The sequence below is a fragment of the Lysinibacillus sp. FSL W7-1291 genome, from assembly GCF_038593415.1.
Taxonomy (GTDB): Bacteria; Bacillota; Bacilli; order Bacillales_A; family Planococcaceae; genus Lysinibacillus; species Lysinibacillus fusiformis_D.
Genome location: NZ_CP151994.1, coordinates 2,480,401 through 2,498,690 on the forward strand (window position 1 = coordinate 2,480,401; position 18,290 = coordinate 2,498,690).

Here is an 18,290-nt window from a genome sequence, read left to right on the forward strand (position 1 = left end):
CAAGTGACGGTTGGACATTGTTTAGCGATTATCATGACAGCTGCCCCGTCCTATATAGAAGCTTAAAAGCAATATGTCCTCATACCATTTTGCCGATAATTTGGGTTCGAGATAAAAATAGCTTCTACACCTATTACTATTTCCTTCATTGCCATTTCCTCCATTTCCTCGCTTTTATACATACAGGTTCCCTTTCCATACTTTACTTTCCTCCAAAAAGAATCTCGTCGATATCGATTATTTTGCATGGCTTTTGCTTATCCTTAATAGTATCGGAAATGACTTAGCCCTTTTCCTAGAGGAGGTGCCCATCATCAAACACACACTATTTTTCATCCTACTGCTTAGCGTGATTCTCTTGCTAGGTGGCTGTTGGAATAAACGAGAGTTAAACGAATTAGCCATTGTTACGGCTGTTGGGGTCGATAAATCAGACGAGCTTGTTGAAATCTCCGTTCAAATCGTTAACCCTAGTCAAGTAGCCTCGAACAAAGCAACCAGCTTTCAAGTTCCTGTTTTCACCTATCACGCAAAGGGAAAATCCTTATTTGATGCCATTCGAAAATTAACAACGCTAACGCCAAGGAAGCCTTATTATGCACATGCTCAGATCATTATTATTGGAGAGGAAATGGCTAAAGAAGGAATGAATAGCATTTTGGATTTATTTCAAAGAGATGCTGAGGGTCGGAGCGAATTTAACATTATCGTTACCCAAGAATCGACTGCACAAGAAATTTTAAGTGTTTTAACACCGCTAGAGGATGTTCCTGCCAGTAAAATGTTTAAATCCTTAAAGGTTTCAGAAGCTGCATGGGGAACGACAGAATCTGTAATTTTAGATGATTTAGTCCAATCTTTAGGTGGTATTGATCATAGTGCCGTATTACCTTCTATTCAAATACTCGGAGATGCGGATATTGGAAAATCTATTAGCAATATAGAAAAAATTGAGAGCCCTGTACAATTACAATATGGTGGAATGGCCGTTTTTAAAAATTATAAGCTAATTGGCTTTTTAACCGAACAAGAAAGCAGAGATTATAATTTTTTAAACAATCATATAAAAAGCACGTTTGAAAATATTGCCTGCCCTGAGCAAGGAAAAATATCGACAGAAATTATCAATTCTTCAACAAAAGTGACGGGCCATTTTCAAAATGACAGCCCTTCCATTACGATTCAACTTGATATTGACCAAAACATAGCTGAGGTAGGTTGTCATCTGGATTTAACGAAACCTGAAACTATCGATGCATTAAATAAAGAGACGAGTAGACAAATTAAAGAGAGCTTAGAACGCACGCTTCATACGATCCAACAAACCTATCAAGCCGACATTTTAAAATTTAGTGAAGTGCTACACCGAGAGGACTACCATGCATGGAATCGAATAAAAAAAGACTGGCCAACCCTTTATCCCGAGCTAACTGTTCGTATTAAGGTCGATGTTCATACAAAAGGAATCGGGACTGCTACAAAATTAAAACTAAATTAAGCAACCAAAAATGACCAGACTCTTTTTCAGAGTGCTGGTCATTTCCATTAACAGCCGCTTCAAATGTAATGAGTGACGTTTCTTGATTAGGTTGTTTTAAGATACGTGTAATTCGCTGAACATATTATGCCAAAGAAAAATGGGAACATAGAGCTAACTATCATTATCTTGTAAATTTGAATTGAACGTTTAATTCAATATTTCTATTGATTTCATGTTGATGACCATTTAATGTACAAATTAGCACAAATTATCAAAAAACACTTTCGCTGAAACAGTACTATTAAGTCGAGAAAGGATGATGGTATGGATTATTTTGAAAGAATACAAAACGCCATAGAGTTTATTGAGGACAATCTACAGGAAAAGTTAACGATCACAGCTATTTCTTCCCAATCTTACTTTTCTGCATTTCATTTCCAACGACTTTTTCAAGCTATTACAGGATTTTCGGTACAGCAGTATATTCGCAACAGAAGGCTTTCTGAAGCGGCCTCTCTATTAGTAACTACTCCCAAGAACATACTGGAAATTGCGATCAACTTTCAATATGGTTCTCAAGAGGCGTTTACACGAGCATTCGTTCAATATTTTGGCGTCACACCTGCTAAGTACCGAAAAGAAGCCAACTCCATACCACTTCTAACCAAAATGAACTTTTTGGATTATAAACTGGAAGGAGAACTCCCTATGCAGCGACCAGAAATACTTCAATTACCTAAAAAATGTATCACTGGCTATGAATACAAAACGTCCTTACAAAACGATCAGTATTATGCAGACATCCCAAGCTTTTATTTAGATTTTGGCCAACAGCAGTATTATGAGCGAATCTCACATAAGGTAGCCCCTAATATGGCATATGGCATTTCTACAGGTTTTCAAGAGGATGGTCAATTTTCCTTTATTGTAGGAGAGGAAGTTCATTGCTTTGAGGAGCAATTAGAGAAAGGCTTCGTTCACCTTGAAATTCCTGCTGGTAAATATGCGGAATTCACATTGAATAGCACTGCGGAAGGAATTCAAAATACAAGACGTTACATTTACGGAGTATGGCTACCAAACTCTAATTATGAGCGAGATGCAGGCCCTGATTTTGAAATAACCGATGTCATGCAATCTATCTATCCACATGATATGAAGATGACAATATACATTCCCATTAAAGAATAAAAAGGAGCAACATCAATGATTATTGAAAAAGTATTTAAACAATTCCCAATCTTACATTCAACAACTTTGGAATTAAAAAAAATAGAAGAATCCCATTTACAAGAATTATTTGCCATTTATGATAATGACAAAGTATTTGAGTACTGCGGAATCATCCCAAAACACAACTTACAAACTGTTCAAAAAATGATTGCTCATTTTGAACGAGATTATTCGAAGAAAAGCAGAATTAAATGGGGTATTTTCGAAAAATCACAAAGTGAAAAACTAGTAGGTATTATCGAAGCAATGGACTTTAATCAAAAAGTAGATATGGTAACAATTGGTTACTATTTAGCTGAGACATCTTGGGGCAAAGGCATCGCTACAGAGGCAGTCGAAATCATTGTGAAATTTTTATTAGAGGATGTAAATGTTAATCGAATTCAAGCTGAGGTCATGCCGTTAAATGAGCCTTCGAAAAAAGTCCTGCTAAAAAATGGCTTTTTAAAAGAGGGTCTATTGAGACAAGCTTCATTATGGTCTGGTAAAGGAGTTGTCGATTTAGAAATATATAGTTTATTGCAAGGCGATTGCAAACATGATCTGCAAAGCTAGACTCTACTTGTGAGTCTAGTCTTTTCTTTTATTCTACAAACAATTGGACATTTTACCATCTCCCAAATGCTCTTTGACATAGATTAGAAATAGGTGCCTCGTGCTAGCAAGACATTCAAACCATAAAGGAGCGTTTAAGGAATGGATGAAAACAGATCTTTAACACGAATGAATTGGGAGTTTAATAATTATCATAAGTTTGCTAAATGCTATTGTGCCTCAAAGAATTTTTGCTCAGGTTACTATTCTGACATCGATCATCATGTGGATGAGGAAGAGTCATATACAATCAAATACTATAATAGCCCCCAATATGAAAAAACATATAAGAAGAAGGAGCAAGCCAAAAAGCAGTGTGACAGTTGTATTTGCCATCATTTAGAATATTTTAAACTTGGAACTTTAGTCGATGTATACCTCTCGAACGGCTGTCAATTTTTAAGTATTTACTTTATCTATCTTGATTCGCAAAGTTGCTGTGGGTATTTCCTTCAAATAGATGATCAAGCCGTTCCTGTGATGATTGACTGTCGACAAATTGATGCGATACGCAAAGCTTGTTCTGCAAGCTAATACTTTGGCTCTTCCCTTTTGGGAGTAGCCTTTTTTATGGTTAAAGAAAGGAAAAAGGCTGGTTATTTGCTATAAAAGCATCACCAGCCAAAAATAACTATCCTTCGTTTATCCATGCAATTAATTGTTCATCAAAATATTCAGGTTCTTCCAGCATAGGATTATGACCACTTTTTTCAAAAATAACTTTCTTTACATGAGGAGTACACTCCATTGCATCCCATAATGATACAGGCGCAACTAAATAATCATACCTACCTAGACCGACAAAAATCGGCATGTTTAAGTGATGTATTTGCTGTAAAAGGTTCTGCTCAGCAAAAGCTACACCCCAAAGATAATCAATGATTTCCATATTCGGATACACGCCATCCCATGTAGAGGTAGCGTTGAATGTGTAATCATAAAAGCTATGTGCACCCATCCGAATACACATATGAACAAAACGTCGTTCAGGTTCTCTCTTTAGATCCTGTTCCAATAAAGCAATATCCTGCTGAAATTGATGTTTACGCTTCGCACTTGCATATGCCTCAAAATAAGACAAACTTTGTTGCTGTCTCTTTTGGCTGTTCGTTGTTGCTGTATTTAATAGGATCATTTTTTGAACATGCTGAGGGTAGGCTTTGGCATACGCCACCGCCATAAATGCATGCCCCGAATGCCCTGCAATAATTAAGTCATCTAGCTTTAGGATTTGTCTTGCATGCTCTATATCCTCCACTATTTTATCCAATGTATAATCAGCTTGTTTAAATGCACGAGTTGGCTTGCCAAATCCTCGATGATCTAAAAAAATAAGCTGAAAATGTTGGGAAAAGTTTTCAGAGAACAAACGCGGATAATAAACACTGCTACCCACCACCAAAATCGGCTGACCTTGCCCTTTTATACAATAATTTAATTCAAATCCATCACAAATTATTTTTTGATAAGTCATCATCTTAATCCTCTTTTCTTGTTTTGTTTAATCACTCCCTTTCCTCTTGATGTTCCCGTGTCTTTTCCATTGAACGCTCTAGCATTCTATCACCTCATGAATGTTACTATGACATAAACAATACCATTCCTACAGGTTTCTAGCAATTCGAGATCATGTATAATAAACAAAAGGATCAGCATTCCTTAGTAGGCACTCCAGCTAGCCAAGAAGATCAGCAGCAACCTCATGTACAATTTCATGCTGATTATGTAACATTCATTGAAATATTTGGGGGTGCCTATGCTGGAATAGCAGTTCATGCTTTTTCTAATGGCTCTAGTATTGGAAACGAAACCTTTGTCGATTTAACTAACCCTGGATTTTCGTCACCAATACAAAGATGTTCTATCTCCAAACATTCTAGACACTAGCTATGTCTTTTCAATGGATGGTGAGGGCAATCCCATTTTTATCGATTCATCAGGTAAGGTTTTCATTTGTTATCATGATTCGGGAGAAATGAGGCTATTAGTAGATTCATTCGAATTGTTGATTGAAGATTATTTTCGCGAATGGTAATTTATTATAAAATATAACGAGAGGGTTAATAATATGGATAAACAAATAGCACATCTTATCACATTGAGAAAAAACGGACAGCTTGAGGAAGCAAATCAATTGATGGTGGGACTAGTCAAGGAACATCCTGAAAATGCTTACTATCAATTTCAATGTGCCTGGACCTTTGATTCTTTAGGAAAAGAAAAGGAGGCAGTCCCCCATTATGAAAAAGCGATTAAATTAGGACTGGAACCAGATGTTTTAATAGATGCTTATCTTGGTTTAGGTAGCACTTATCGGACATTAGGGCAATATGAGCAAGCCGAACAAATCTTTATACAAGCCATTCACGAATTCCCTGAAGCCGAGCATGTCAAGGTCTTCTATGCCATGACACTTTACAATCTTGGCAACCATGTAAAATCGATGGAGACATTACTTCAGACATTATTACGTACAACCAATCATCAGGGCATTCAAGATTATAAAAAAGCTATTCACTATTACAGCGATAAACTTGATCAAATATGGTCGTAAAAAAACAGGCTCCTATTTAGGGCCTGTTTTAGCATTATTTTGCGACATTCATATTTTTTATTTTTGAAAAAAGGGCCATAAATAAGAATGTCAGTATGCCACTAAAGAAAAATAGATAGCTTAATGGAATGAAAAAGAAATTCTTCTCCACGATCGTTCCATCCGCTAATATTTCATCACCAATAATCCCCTTTATAAATAAACATAAAACCCCAAGTACCATTGGAATTGTAGCTAGTAAATATTTTTTCATTGTTGCTTCCTCCATCTATTTGTTTAAATTTGTATTTGATCAATTATCAAACACCTATTCACTATTGTTATAATAGCTTTATACACATTCTAAGTCAACAATTATTTATCGATAAACAATAAAATATTGTTGTTTTATATAAAATCCTTTTTTTCGCAAAAAGAAGGCATATGTGATAAAATAAGAACATACATTCCATCTCTCTTAATTTTTTTACGTGTGTTGTTTTGGCTATTAAGAAGGGTTGGTGCGAGTAGCTATAAATAATTATATTTTATAATGTCGGATAATCTGTTATTGAGAGCAATAAAAAAACAGTTACTTAGTAAAAAGTAACCGTTTTTTAGAATTTATATCGATTTAGAAGCCTGTTGTATGAGTGCAGCGACCATTTTATCCAACTGAGCAAAGCGGTCGTCCTGTGTTTGCCCCTTAGCATAACGATAATAAATTTGCTGACAAATAACGGCTAATTTGAAATAAGCAAATGTACAGTAATAATGAATAGTCGAAACATCTCGCCCACTTTTCTCCGCATATCGTTCAATAAACTGTTGTCGCGTATAAAAGCCTGGTAAAATGGTTACTGGTGGTTCTCCCAGTGCATATAACAACATTTTCGGGTCATCCGCATGCATCCAGTAGCTCATTGCTACACCGACATCGGCTAATGGGTCCCCTACCGTCGTCATTTCCCAATCAAAAAGGCCAATCATTTCGGCATAGTCCTCAGAAAACATCGCATTATTTAATTTATAGTCATAATGAATAATGGTTGCCTCATTATTGGAAGGAATATGATTTTTTAACCACTCTGTCAAAATAGCTACTTCCGCATGCTCTGCTGTTTTGGCCTTTTCATAGCGCTCTATCCAGCCATGAACTTGTCGTTCCATAAATCCATCAGGCTTCACCATATCCTTTAACGCTGTGTCTTGGTAGGGAATGGCATGAAGCGCCACTAAAGAGTCTACCATCATTTCGGACAACTGACGGGCTAGCTCCTCTGTTGGCTCTGTCCCATTTGGAAAATGCGTATCGAGAACAATACCTTTTTTGCGCTCCATTAAAAAGAAGTCGCTACCAATAACATCTCGATCCTCTACATAGACATATGGCTTTGGAACCGCTGTTAAAAACGGATGCAATGCTGATAAAATTGTAAATTCACGCTTCATATCATGTGCTTTCTTGGCTACTGGTCCAAGCGGTGGACGACGAAGAACGACTTCGAAATCAGCTATTTTTAAACAATACGTTAAATTGGAATGCCCTGCACTAAATTGCGAAATTTCAAGTTCACCCTGTGGTAGCTCAGGAAAATAGCTTGCCAAAAAGGCATGTAATTTGTCCACATCTAAACGCTCACTTGCCCTTACTTGCATCGTATCCATTTTATTCCCTCCCTAAATGATAGAGCTCATGCCCCCATCTACAACAATGACATCACCTGTTACATAGTCTGAAGCTGGTGCTGCTAAAAATAACGCCACACCTTTCAAATCATTTTCTGAGCCTAAACGTTTTAACGGTGTAACGTCCATCAAATAGTCCTGTCCTCGTTCAATTAAAACATTGGACATTTTCGTTGGGAAAAATCCAGGTGCTATCGCATTGACATTGACACCGTGTGGTCCCCATTTAACAGCTAAATCCTTCGTTAAGGTTATAACGGCCCCTTTACTCGCATTATAGGCAATGGTATCCATAAAGGCGGGAAGTGTGCCCCCAAGTCCTGCGATGGAAGCAATATTAATAATTTTGCCGCTTTTCTGCTCCAGCATAATTTTGCCCACTGCTTGGCTCATCAAAAAGGTCCCGTTGACATTGACATCAAATACTTTTTGCCAGGCTTCGTAGGGCATATCAATGGCAGGTGTCCCCCATGAAGCACCACTATTATTGACTAAAATATCTATTTTACCGAATGTAGTAATCGTTTTAGCCACCACATTAGCAATATCCTCTGGTTTTGTGACATCACAGGCTAGTGCTAATGTTTGAACACCTAGCTTTTCAAGTGCTATGGCAATCTCCTCACACGCTTCCACTTTTCTTGAGCATAAGACGACATTGGCCCCAGCCTCTGCAAATCCTTGAGCAATTTGCGCTCCGAGTCCCCGTCCCCCACCTGTCACTATCGCTGTTTTACCTTTTAAGCTAAATAACTCTAGGACCGTCATTTCATCAGCTCCTCTTGTTTTTTCGCATGTTTTTTCAATTCTAATTTAGCAATGGTATTACGATGTACTTCATCAGGACCATCTGCTAAACGTAATGTTCGTGAGTTTGCCCATTGTGCAGCAAGCGTCGTATCTGGCCCAACACCAGCCGCACCAAATGCTTGGATGGCTCGGTCAATAACCCTTAGTGCCATATTTGGTGCCACTACCTTAATCATAGCAATTTCAGCTTTAGCCTCTTTATTGCCTACTGTGTCCATCATATAGGCCGCTTTCAATGTTAAAAGTCTTGCTTGCTCAATATCCATACGAGATTCAGCAATACGCTCACGCATTACTCCTTGATCTGCCAACGGTCGATGAAACGCCTGTCGCTCCTGAACACGCACACACATTTCCTCCAATGCGCGCTCCGCAGCACCGATGAGACGCATACAGTGATGAATTCTTCCCGGTCCTAGTCGACCTTGAGCAATGGCAAACCCTTTTCCTTCTCCCCATAAAATATTGTCCACTGGTACGCGTACATTGGTAAAGGTAACTTCACCATGTCCTTCTGGTGCATGATCGTAGCCAAAAGCAGTCAGCATACGCTCTACTTTTACCCCTGGTGTATCCATCGGTACGAGAATCATAGACTGTTGCTCATGGATAGGGGCATTTGTATCCTTATGTTTACCCATAAAAATGGCCACTTTACAGCGAGGATCCCCAGCACCTGTCGTCCACCATTTATGGCCATTTAAAATGTATTCATCGCCATCTCGCTCAATGCTCGCCTCTATATTGGTAGCATCACTAGATGCAACAGCGGGCTCCGTCATCGCAAAGCATGACCGTATTTCTCCTCGTAACAATGGTTCAAGCCATTGCTTTTTTTGTTGTGCTGAGCCATAACGTACAAGCACTTCCATATTTCCAGTATCTGGTGCATTACAATTAAACACTTCTGGTGCCAGTAGTGAACGTCCCATAATTTCACATAAAGGGGCGTATTCTAAATTGCTTAATCCTGCTCCATATTCACTATCTGGCAAAAATAAATTCCACAATCCCGCCTGTTGTGCCTTCTGTTTCAATTCCTCCATAATGGGTGGAATCGCTCCCCAACGATCCTCCATAGCCTCTACCTGCGCTGCATAAACAGCCTCATTTGGATAAATGTATTGCTCCATAAAATTCGTTAGCTTGTCCTGTAACTTCACAACTTTTTCACTATAAGAAAAATTCATTGGAAGATACCCCCTTTGCTTGAACTTTAAAAATGAATGAAAATTCATTTTCATCGTGTTGAAAAACAAAACCATCCATAGCATTTTTGTGAAAGGTGAAAATGGATTTCCGTTGCAGGCTACTTGCTTTCCTGTCGGCGAGCGCCGAGCCGCTTCCGCTCCGTTTAGAGGCTCGCCTGTCTCACTATCCCCCTTCCACTCCAATTCATATAAATGTTTCTTTTTAGCAAGGTTTTCAACTAAAGTGAAGTTATTCACTACCCTTTATGGAGATGTGTTGTCACTTACCACTTCTTCACATTGAAAATAAAGGGCTATTTTGTTCACTACGGCTCGTATGAAAGAGAAGGAAAAGACATTTTTACATATGGTTAATTGGAGTAGAGCCAGCGTCACTCCTAGGGGATTTAGCGTCACATCTGAGTCCCTGGAGCGAACGCAGTGAGTGAAGCGGCTCATCGGACGCCCCCCTGGAAAGGACGCTGGCGGAACGGAAATCAACCCCTCGCCTTGCCAAAAAGTCTTTTTCTGCTATTGCCATGATCTTATTTCAACAACATAAAATGAATGAATATTCATTTTCATTCTTACATTAAATGTTACCGCTATTTTTCTAGTAAAGCAATGTTCTATTATGAATTTTCTAATAAAACAGAAAAAACATGACTTAAGGATTGCTTGCATGTTATAGCATCTTATTTTCAAAAGAATGCAAAATATCTTTCAATAATTGTCGGATAGCCAATGGTAAATGACGATTTTTTAAAGATACTAAATAAACATTGCGACTTAACTTTGCACCTTCAATCTCTTTTTTTACAATGGTTTTGGCTGTTGGTCCTTGCAAATAGTTTTCAGGTAATATCGTTATCCCTAACTGTTCACGCACTAGTGAGACAGCCGTTTCAAAACGTTCGATTTCAAATTGTATGTTGATGTTTTTCCCAGCCTTTTCAAACATCGTTAAAATATCGTGTCTTGTTTGAAAGCCCTCGGTACTAATAATAAATGGCTCTTCACTAATATCCGAGATGGTTAAAGTCTCTTTCCTGGCTAACGGATGGTGTAAGGGTAACACTGCAACCAACCTCTCTTCATATAAGGTTTGGACTTCCAACTCTGGATCATCCATTAACTGATTCGTTATGATTAAATGGGTTTTATAGCTTTTTAACGATTTCTTCACACGTTTACTGCCTAAAATATCGACTAAATGAATCTTCATTTGTGGATAATCCTTTTTATAGTTAGCGATTACTTTAGGCAACCAATGCTTGATCGATTCCATAACACCAATGGTGATGTCTCTCGTGCCATGAACAATGACTTCATCCATTTCAATTTTCAATACTTCCATATTTTTCACAATAACTTTTGCCCGTTCAAAAAGTAGCTCTCCAGCTTCTGTTAATTGCAGATTTCTAGTATTTCTCTCCAATAAGGGGGAACCAATCTCTTGTTCTAATTTTTTGATAGCATTACTTAAGGAAGGCTGCGAAATATGCAGTCTTTCTGCGGCTTTCGAGAAATTCCTTTGTTCTGAAACAGCAATAAAATAGTGTAGTTGTTTAATATCCACTTATATAATCCTCCTTCATTTATAGTTAAAAGCTATAAGTTAATATTAATTATATATTAGTAATTATAATTATGTGAATATATAATGAATTACAACAATACTTTTTCTACAATAATTTTAACAATGGGGTGAATAGGATTATGTACACACTGACAGATCAAAAACAATGGAAAGGCCGTATAGATTCAACGACAAATACAAGCAGTTTTCGTTTACATCAACAAGTAAAAAGATTGGCGATTAATGATGTAAGCGCTTCAGATAAGAAAAGGGCTGCACTCGTTGGTTTTATTTGCGATGAAGGGGTACGTCGAAATCAAGGTCGTCTAGGAGCAGCCAATGGACCGAACGCACTACGGGAAGGACTAGCTAGTCTACCGTGGACATTTGAAGATGATCAACAAATCATTGATGTTGGCAACATCGTTTGTCTTAATCATAATTTAGAGGAAGCGCAGCGTGAGCTTGGTGAAATTGTCGGAACAGTATTGCAAAAAAAATGTCCATGTATTGTGCTTGGCGGCGGTCATGAAACACTTTATGGCCATTATTTAGGTGTTCGCTCAGCATTATCAAAGGATGCTAAAATCGGCATTATTAATATAGATGCTCATTTTGATTTACGACCATACGATGAACAGTCTTCTTCTGGTACTATGTTCCGTCAAATTTTAGAACAGGATCCATATGCTGATTATTTTGTTGTCGGTATTCAACGCTATGGCAATACAAGAGAACTATTCGAAAAAGCGGATGAATTACAGGTAAAGTATGTGTTTGAAGATCACATGACAGTAGCCAACCAACAGCAATTATTGGATGAGCTACAACACTATATGGATCAACATGATTATGTTCTTTTAACCTTATGTATGGATGTCTTGAATGCAGCGTTTGCTCCAGGTGTAAGTGCACCTTCACCGTTTGGGCTTGACCCATCAACGGTACGCACGATCCTACAAAAAGTCACTGCACATCCTCATACACATTCATTTGATGTTTGTGAGGTCAATCCGTTATTAGATGAAAATGGACGAACGGTTAAATTAGGTGCTTATTTTGTGTATGAAGCACTGAACAACTTACTTAGGGGGCAAGGCTCATGATCGAAATTAATCAAATAACAACGGTGTTTTTAGCCGTCGCACTCTTTGCATTGGGAAGCTTTCTTATTAATAAAATCGGATTTTTAAAGCGATTTTGTATTCCAGCTCCGGTGGTAGGTGGTTTATTGTTCGCTGCTCTCGCTACCATCTTAAAAACAACTGGTGTTCTAGAAATATCGCTCGATACGTCCTTGCAAAGCTTATTTATGATTACGTTCTTCACAACGATTGGCTTAGGGGCAAGCTTTAAGTTAGTAAGACTCGGAGGAAAATTATTAGTTATTTATTGGCTAGCCTGTGGCTTCCTTGCTTTAATGCAAAATGTCATTGGGGTATCACTTGCCTCCCTCATGGGGATTCATCCTTTAATCGGAATGATGGCTGGTGCTGTTTCCATGGAAGGTGGTCATGGGGCTGCTGCCGCATTTGGACAAACATTAGAAGATTTGGGCATTTCCTCAGCCATGACGATTGGGGCTGCTGCCGCAACTTGTGGTCTAGTTGCTGGTGGATTAATTGGTGGTCCGATTGTCAAATATTTAGTCGGTAAATACAATTTAACACCTGATGAACAAGAAGCTGAAGCAGTCGAATATGAAAATAAACACGAACAAATTACATCTGACTCGTTCTTTACACAAGTCTTATTGATTACGTTCAGCATGGCTGTCGGCACATATGTTGGGACATTATTCTCAGAAGCAACAGGCTTCGTCCTACCAGGCTATGTAGGCGCAATGTTTGTGGCTGTATTAGTACGTAATATTATGGATAAAGTTAAACCTCAAGCAATTAATATGAAAAGCATTTCATTAATTGGGGATGTAACATTAGGCGTGTTCCTTTCAATGGCATTAATGAGTATCAAATTATGGGAAATTGCTGATTTAGCGCTACCATTATTCATCATCGTTTTTGTGCAAGTATTCTTTATTGTCGTATTTAGTATCTTCGTTTTGTTTAAGCTACTCGGCAAAAACTACGATGCAGCTGTGATGGTAGCTGGTTTTGCAGGACATGGGTTAGGGGCAACACCAAATGCCATGGCAAATATGTCAGCTGTTGTGCAACGCTTCGGACCTTCTCAAAAAGCCTTTCTTGTTGTACCAATTGTCGGCGCCTTTTTAATCGACGTGTTTGGGATTCCTATTATTATTACAACCATTAATTTATTTAAATAAAAGGAGCTGTGCAGTCTCTAGAAGACAATTGCACAGCTTTTCTATTATTGTAATATCTCACTCACTGTAACAAATTCATAGCCTTGTTTCTGTAAATAAAGAATGACATTTTCTAAACCATTCGCTGTCGTTTGATGAATATCATGCATTAAAATGATACTGCCATCTTTTACAGAGGCTTTCACATACGCTAAAATTTTATCCGCATTATGATGTTTCCAATCTAGTGTATCAATCGACCATAAAATCGAAGGGATCGTCATGAACGAGCGCACTTGATCATTTGTCGCCCCATACGGTGGACGGAAAACGGTTGGGTATTGGCCAATGGCTGTATAAATCGCATTACTTGTGCCATTGACTTCTTGTTTAACCTCCGCTATGGATAAAGCCGTTAATTTTTTGTGATTCAAGGTATGGTTGCCAATTTCATGCCCAGCCTCATAGACTTGCTTGACGATAGCAGCATTTCTTGACACATTTTTTCCTACCATAAAGAATGTAGCCTTCGCATCGTATTTATTTAAAGTCGCCAATATTTGCGGTGTTACCTTGGCGTTAGGCCCATCATCAAATGTTAAAGCTACACGTTTTTTAGCACCCTTCACTACTGGCACACCTTTATTATACACTTTATTATCGGTTAGCTGAATATTGGCTAGCTCAGAAGCTTTGACATACCCTTTTTGGTCGCCCGCTTCTACATAGGCCCAGCCTGCAAGCGTTATGTAATACTGGACAGCTGTATTATTGGCAAGTGTACCAAGAACTTCTCCATGTGGGCTAGCAGTTAAACGTAATTCAGCACCAGCCACAGCGTTGATTCGTTTCTTCGTTGGAACAGGTTTTTTTAAAGCATTTGTTGCCACATATCCTATATCCTGCCCATATTGGACGAAAGACCAGCCTCCAGGTGCTGTGCCATACACATAAATCATGCGTCCTTCATAAAGCGATCCTGCCTGCTGTGCATTTTGGCTTGGCGCAGTAAATAGCGTCGCACCACCCTTTTGAATGACTAAATAGCCGACAGACTTCAACTTGACTAAAACATCAGATGGCACAAAGCCTGCCTGCTCTGGCGTTTGAATATGTGTCCACCCTTTGCTTGCTTGCGTCACTGTGACAAAGTGTCCCTTCGCCAATTCCCCCATCTCATTGCTAGTTTTGGAAGGCTTTTCATAAATGACCGTATCCTTCATCACTTTTTGAATTACCACTGGCCCTTCAGCACTTGCTGACAATTGCCCAGCAAATAAACACATCATCAATGTCAACACGATTGCATAGGGTAAAAATTTTGTCATTGTTCTTCACCGTCCTTAGATGTCTTCCCATGTCGTTTGCTAAAAAAATGCTAAGAATTAACTATCATTATAGAGTAACCATTCAGACCAGAAAATAGTAGTAATCGACTAGATTCCATCTTCCAAGACCCTTCACATCTGTATAATATTAACCTTACTACATTTCTCCTTCCCTTTTTTCTATAAAACTATGCGTAAATTATGATAATGACATGTTGAGCCCTCCTTTTTGTGGAGTGATTGAGTGGCTCGCTCCTATTTTGGAGCGAATTCCCCAGAGCTTCCCCAACCATGAGGGCATCTTCCCCGCATCAATAAGCAAAGGGCTACAAAAAGTAATCGTTTTGCTTGATCCAGGAGAGACTTCCCTCAAAAATGGATTATCTAGCACCATCGCAAAACAAGAAATGTCTTCCTTTCAAATAAGACGTTGGAAACGATGAAAAAGTTGAGATGTTTTCATCTTTTTTCCACTTACAGGGCATCATAGGCAGTTAAAGCATCTTCGATATGAGGGGGTGGCGTCCAAACATAGGTCGGGGCATTGGTTGTAATGAAAAGAAATGATTTTCCTTCTTTTTCGATAATGGACGCCAGACAGAGCCCTGCTTCTGGTGTATATCCTGTTTTCCCTCCTAGTATGGGGCCATCTACACTAGGCACTTTTGTAAACAACGAGTTTGTGATAATTAATTCATTAGGCACATGGGTTGTATAGCTTTTCGAGGTAAATATTTGATAAAAGATAGGGTTTTCTAACGCATAGCGTAGAAGCTTACTGATATCCCGCACGCTAGATACATGTGCCTCATCATGTAGGCCACTGGTATTAACAAAATATGTATCATGCATGCCTAATTCCTGCGCCTTGTTATTCATCAAAGTGACGAATTTGTCCTCACTGCCTGCGATAGCATCTGCAAGAGTTCCTGTTGCATCGGCACCTGAGGCAAGGAGTGTGCCATATAATAAATCCTCCATTGTTACAAAGTCTCCTGCTTGAAAGCCTGCCATCGAAGCATTTTGGGCCGTATAGTTGGCAATCGTTTGAGGTTCTACAATTGTTTGTCTTTGTAAATCCTCTGTCATCTCTATGGCAACGATGGCTGTCATAATCTTGGTTAAGGAAGCTGGATAAATAATAGCATCTGCATTTTTTTCGTATAATACTTCGCCTTGTTCATTGAGCAATAAAGCATTATGACTATGTAATGATGGCAGTTCTAGCTGAGCGCGTTCATATATTTTGTTTGTATAATAAAATAAGAAAACCACGATACAAATACAACAACATAACATCCATTTTTTCATAAAAAAACGCCTCCTACACATTATAATAGGTGGCATTTCTGAATATTCCTTGAGAACAATGTGATGAACTCAAATATCTTTATATGTACTAATCATCTTCGATATTAGAACAAATTCTTGAGATTTCTTTATTGGTTGACTTGAATAATACATCTTGAGTGCCTTTTTTTATTAAGTCCTGCATAGACACCCTGTAAAATTCGCCCAGTCAGACCATGCGAGACAATAATCACTTTTGGGAATTGTTGAATCCCGTCAAGCCAAGATGTTAGTCTGCGCACAACAGTCTCATCACTTTCTCCATCCGGTGCACGAAAATACCAATTAAAGGCATCCGTGTTCGTTAACGATAGCGTATATTTTGTATTATATTACCATATCAAGCATAACTCATTAACTTTTATTGTTTTTATGGACATTTATATGATTATTTACTGTAACATGAATCGTTATTATCCGTGGTAAAATACAAGCACACACTAAAATAATGGCAAACCATTTTTTCATTCGTCTACTCCTTATCTTAAAAAGTGTTATCAAATAGCTTTTCTGATAGGCCCTGTAAAATATCTTGCTCCTCAAAAGTCATCAATTCTTCTTTCGAGATTGTTGCCTGTTGAATCAATCGGTTTGATTGGATCGTCACCAATTTTTCAAACAGGTTTCGAATATAGCGACCATTCGAGAAATTAGGAATTGTTTCAATTGGCATTTGGCGTAGCTGCACTTTCATATGTTGGGCAAATGCTTCTCCGAATTGATAATCATTCGTTTGACAAAGCATAGCAAAAATAGCAAAGAGTTCATCGGTGCTAAAATTATCGAACTGGACAAAATGATTAAAGCGAGATTTAAAGCCTGGATTCGCTTGTAAAAACTCCTCCATAAGCTCTGTATACCCAGCAACGATAATTACTAAGTCATCACGTAGATCCTCCATTGCTTTTAATAAACTGTCAATCGCTTCCTTACCAAATGCATCCTGTTTATCATGAATTAATGAGTAGGCTTCATCAATAAAGAGAACCCCACCCTTTGCTTTGTTAACAACTTCCTGAACCTTGAGTGCTGTTTGCCCTACATATCCAGCGACCAATCCTGCGCGATCTGTTTCAACAAAATGTCCGCTTGATAACACGCCAAGATGCTTGTAGATTTGGCCAATAATGCGTGCCACTGTTGTTTTACCTGTCCCTGGATTGCCTGAGAAAACAAGATGATACGTAATTGGAAAGCTTGTTAATCCATGATCGACACGCAGGCTTTGGATTTTAATGAAGTTTATTAAATTATGTAATTCTTTTTTTGCGTTCGGCAATCCTACAAGACTGTCCAATTGCTTTTGTAGTTTAGTAATCTCCTGTTCGATTTCAGGTGTAATGCGCAATCGTTCATCATTGATAAATTCACCACTGTAAATGATTTTGCCATCTTCATTAAAATAATCGCCTCGTCCATGTTTTTTGCCATGAACCAATTCCCCTCTATAGGAAGCCTGTCCATTGGCATAATAAAGCGTTCCATGCCCTGTCATCTTATCTTCTTTAAACTGTCCTTCCGCTTCCAGCATACCCTGCCTAGAAAAAACTTTCCCTTTGCCATGTTTCAGATCTTCAAAGAAATGACCCTCATAGTGGCATGTTGTGACACCACGGGCAAGCTCTTCAGCCGTTGGTGATTCTGTCGGATAATAGAGCTTACCAGCCCCTTGCATATGATGCCAAATAAAATCACCCTCATATTGTAAAAACCCATTTGGATAATATTGCTTGCCTTTTCCTTTTTTCATGCCATGTACAAAATCACCCTCATACTGTGGCTGATTTAAATGAGGATATTGTGCTCGCAATGCTTGATAAGGAGCCGTCACATCCTCTTCATAATATAAGATGCCATAGCCATCCATTAAATCATTGCGAAAATGACCCTCATAATGCTTATGGCCATCCTTATATAAAATGCCGTGACCCTGTTTTTTATTTTGAATGAATTCTCCCTGATAAATAAGTTGCCCTTTTAAATACATGATGCCATTGCCTTGCTTCATATGATTGACGAATTCCCCCTCGAATAAGAGCTCGCCATCTTGATCAAAAAGCATGCCTTTCCCATCATAGATATCATGGCCAAAATCATTTTTTTTGACGCCGCCTCGATACATAATTGTTCTATCTGGATAAAATAGTTCTTTTTCTGCATAATTATATGTCATTTTATTGCCTTCCTTTATCATTTCAGTATATGCTCAATTATAGCGTGGAAAAGAATACATATGTG

General features: G+C 38.4%; 16 protein-coding genes and 1 pseudogene. 7 read left to right on the forward strand and 10 right to left on the reverse strand.

Going from position 1 to position 18,290, the window contains the following annotated elements:
• Positions 1–304 precede the first annotated feature (304 nt).
• The 4 genes from NST76_RS12095 (at position 305) to NST76_RS12110 (ending at position 3,841) form a co-directional block, all read left to right on the forward strand.
• On the forward strand, positions 305–1,498 hold the full coding sequence (locus NST76_RS12095; RefSeq protein ID WP_342543919.1) for a Ger(x)C family spore germination protein: 1,194 nt from the start codon (positions 305–307) through the stop codon (positions 1,496–1,498).
• Between the two features lie 306 nt (positions 1,499–1,804).
• Positions 1,805–2,671: an effector binding domain-containing protein gene (locus NST76_RS12100; protein WP_036117097.1), complete on the forward strand. Its 867-nt coding sequence runs from the start codon at positions 1,805–1,807 to the stop codon at positions 2,669–2,671.
• Positions 2,672–2,686: 15 nt separating this feature from the next.
• Positions 2,687–3,268 (forward strand): GNAT family protein, encoded by a 582-nt coding sequence (locus tag NST76_RS12105; RefSeq protein WP_036117099.1) that lies wholly within the window; start codon positions 2,687–2,689, stop codon positions 3,266–3,268.
• A gap of 141 nt (positions 3,269–3,409) precedes the next feature.
• Positions 3,410–3,841: a hypothetical protein gene (locus NST76_RS12110; protein WP_036117101.1), complete on the forward strand. Its 432-nt coding sequence runs from the start codon at positions 3,410–3,412 to the stop codon at positions 3,839–3,841.
• A gap of 97 nt (positions 3,842–3,938) precedes the next feature.
• Here NST76_RS12110 and NST76_RS12115 read toward each other — a convergent pair whose 3' ends face one another.
• Positions 3,939–4,784 carry an alpha/beta hydrolase gene (locus NST76_RS12115; protein ID WP_036117103.1) on the reverse strand — a complete coding sequence of 282 codons (846 nt, stop codon included), beginning with the start codon at positions 4,782–4,784 and terminating at the stop codon, positions 3,939–3,941.
• A gap of 591 nt (positions 4,785–5,375) precedes the next feature.
• On the opposite strand from NST76_RS12115, the gene NST76_RS12120 reads away from it, so the two are divergent.
• Complete coding sequence (locus tag NST76_RS12120) at positions 5,376–5,861, forward strand: tetratricopeptide repeat protein (RefSeq protein WP_058843653.1); 486 nt, start codon at positions 5,376–5,378, stop codon at positions 5,859–5,861.
• A 34-nt stretch (positions 5,862–5,895) separates the two neighbouring features.
• On the opposite strand, the gene NST76_RS12125 is transcribed toward NST76_RS12120, so the two are convergent.
• From NST76_RS12125 to NST76_RS12145, 5 genes are all read right to left on the reverse strand, one after another.
• Positions 5,896–6,114 carry a DUF3955 domain-containing protein gene (locus NST76_RS12125; RefSeq protein ID WP_036117114.1) on the reverse strand — a complete coding sequence of 73 codons (219 nt, stop codon included), beginning with the start codon at positions 6,112–6,114 and terminating at the stop codon, positions 5,896–5,898.
• A 350-nt stretch (positions 6,115–6,464) separates the two neighbouring features.
• Positions 6,465–7,508, reverse strand: a complete 1,044-nt coding sequence (locus NST76_RS12130; RefSeq protein ID WP_330493274.1) for a phosphotransferase family protein — start codon at positions 7,506–7,508, stop codon at positions 6,465–6,467.
• Positions 7,509–7,520: 12 nt separating this feature from the next.
• Positions 7,521–8,297, reverse strand: a complete 777-nt coding sequence (locus tag NST76_RS12135) for an SDR family oxidoreductase (protein ID WP_036117118.1) — start codon at positions 8,295–8,297, stop codon at positions 7,521–7,523.
• Positions 8,294–9,529, reverse strand: a complete 1,236-nt coding sequence (locus tag NST76_RS12140) for an acyl-CoA dehydrogenase family protein (RefSeq protein ID WP_271910085.1) — start codon at positions 9,527–9,529, stop codon at positions 8,294–8,296. Before NST76_RS12140 ends, NST76_RS12135 begins: the two co-directional genes overlap by 4 nt.
• Before the next feature lie 685 nt (positions 9,530–10,214).
• Complete coding sequence (locus NST76_RS12145; protein ID WP_342543921.1) at positions 10,215–11,108, reverse strand: LysR family transcriptional regulator; 894 nt, start codon at positions 11,106–11,108, stop codon at positions 10,215–10,217.
• A gap of 140 nt (positions 11,109–11,248) precedes the next feature.
• On the opposite strand from NST76_RS12145, the gene hutG reads away from it, so the two are divergent.
• Together hutG and gltS are read left to right on the forward strand one after the other, a co-directional pair.
• Entirely contained in the window at positions 11,249–12,214 is a 966-nt protein-coding gene (gene hutG / locus NST76_RS12150) for a formimidoylglutamase (RefSeq protein ID WP_340834431.1), read from the forward strand.
• The gene (gltS, locus tag NST76_RS12155; RefSeq protein WP_058843652.1) at positions 12,211–13,395 is read left to right on the forward strand and encodes a sodium/glutamate symporter; all 1,185 of its coding nucleotides are present in this window, start codon (positions 12,211–12,213) and stop codon (positions 13,393–13,395) included. Before hutG ends, gltS begins: the two co-directional genes overlap by 4 nt.
• 44 nt (positions 13,396–13,439) lie before the next feature.
• Here the strand turns inward: gltS and NST76_RS12160 are convergent, their stop codons facing one another.
• The 4 genes and pseudogenes from NST76_RS12160 to NST76_RS12175 form a co-directional block, all read right to left on the reverse strand.
• Positions 13,440–14,702: a polysaccharide deacetylase family protein gene (locus tag NST76_RS12160; protein ID WP_101966729.1), complete on the reverse strand. Its 1,263-nt coding sequence runs from the start codon at positions 14,700–14,702 to the stop codon at positions 13,440–13,442.
• Positions 14,703–15,176: 474 nt separating this feature from the next.
• Positions 15,177–16,013 (reverse strand): serine hydrolase, encoded by an 837-nt coding sequence (locus NST76_RS12165; protein WP_036117134.1) that lies wholly within the window; start codon positions 16,011–16,013, stop codon positions 15,177–15,179.
• Positions 16,014–16,141: 128 nt separating this feature from the next.
• A pseudogene (locus NST76_RS12170) lies at positions 16,142–16,303 on the reverse strand (histidine phosphatase family protein); the annotation flags it as partial.
• Positions 16,304–16,536: 233 nt separating this feature from the next.
• Positions 16,537–18,225: an AAA family ATPase gene (locus tag NST76_RS12175; protein ID WP_342503718.1), complete on the reverse strand. Its 1,689-nt coding sequence runs from the start codon at positions 18,223–18,225 to the stop codon at positions 16,537–16,539.
• Positions 18,226–18,290: the final 65 nt, after the last annotated feature.

Bases quoted from the DNA above. Each gene is read 5' to 3' on its own strand.
- NST76_RS12140 (WP_271910085.1), bottom strand. From the start codon at position 9,529: ATGAATTTTTCTTATAGTGAAAAAGTTGTGAAGTTACAGGACAAGCTA.
- NST76_RS12165 (WP_036117134.1), bottom strand. From the start codon at position 16,013: ATGAAAAAATGGATGTTATGTTGTTGTATTTGTATCGTGGTTTTCTTA.
- NST76_RS12105 (WP_036117099.1), top strand. From the start codon at position 2,687: ATGATTATTGAAAAAGTATTTAAACAATTCCCAATCTTACATTCAACA.
- gltS (WP_058843652.1), top strand. From the start codon at position 12,211: ATGATCGAAATTAATCAAATAACAACGGTGTTTTTAGCCGTCGCACTC.
- NST76_RS12130 (WP_330493274.1), bottom strand. From the start codon at position 7,508: ATGGATACGATGCAAGTAAGGGCAAGTGAGCGTTTAGATGTGGACAAA.
- NST76_RS12100 (WP_036117097.1), top strand. From the start codon at position 1,805: ATGGATTATTTTGAAAGAATACAAAACGCCATAGAGTTTATTGAGGAC.
- NST76_RS12125 (WP_036117114.1), bottom strand. From the start codon at position 6,114: ATGAAAAAATATTTACTAGCTACAATTCCAATGGTACTTGGGGTTTTA.
- NST76_RS12175 (WP_342503718.1), bottom strand. From the start codon at position 18,225: ATGACATATAATTATGCAGAAAAAGAACTATTTTATCCAGATAGAACA.
- NST76_RS12115 (WP_036117103.1), bottom strand. From the start codon at position 4,784: ATGATGACTTATCAAAAAATAATTTGTGATGGATTTGAATTAAATTAT.
- NST76_RS12160 (WP_101966729.1), bottom strand. From the start codon at position 14,702: ATGACAAAATTTTTACCCTATGCAATCGTGTTGACATTGATGATGTGT.
- NST76_RS12120 (WP_058843653.1), top strand. From the start codon at position 5,376: ATGGATAAACAAATAGCACATCTTATCACATTGAGAAAAAACGGACAG.
- hutG (WP_340834431.1), top strand. From the start codon at position 11,249: ATGTACACACTGACAGATCAAAAACAATGGAAAGGCCGTATAGATTCA.
- NST76_RS12110 (WP_036117101.1), top strand. From the start codon at position 3,410: ATGGATGAAAACAGATCTTTAACACGAATGAATTGGGAGTTTAATAAT.
- NST76_RS12135 (WP_036117118.1), bottom strand. From the start codon at position 8,297: ATGACGGTCCTAGAGTTATTTAGCTTAAAAGGTAAAACAGCGATAGTG.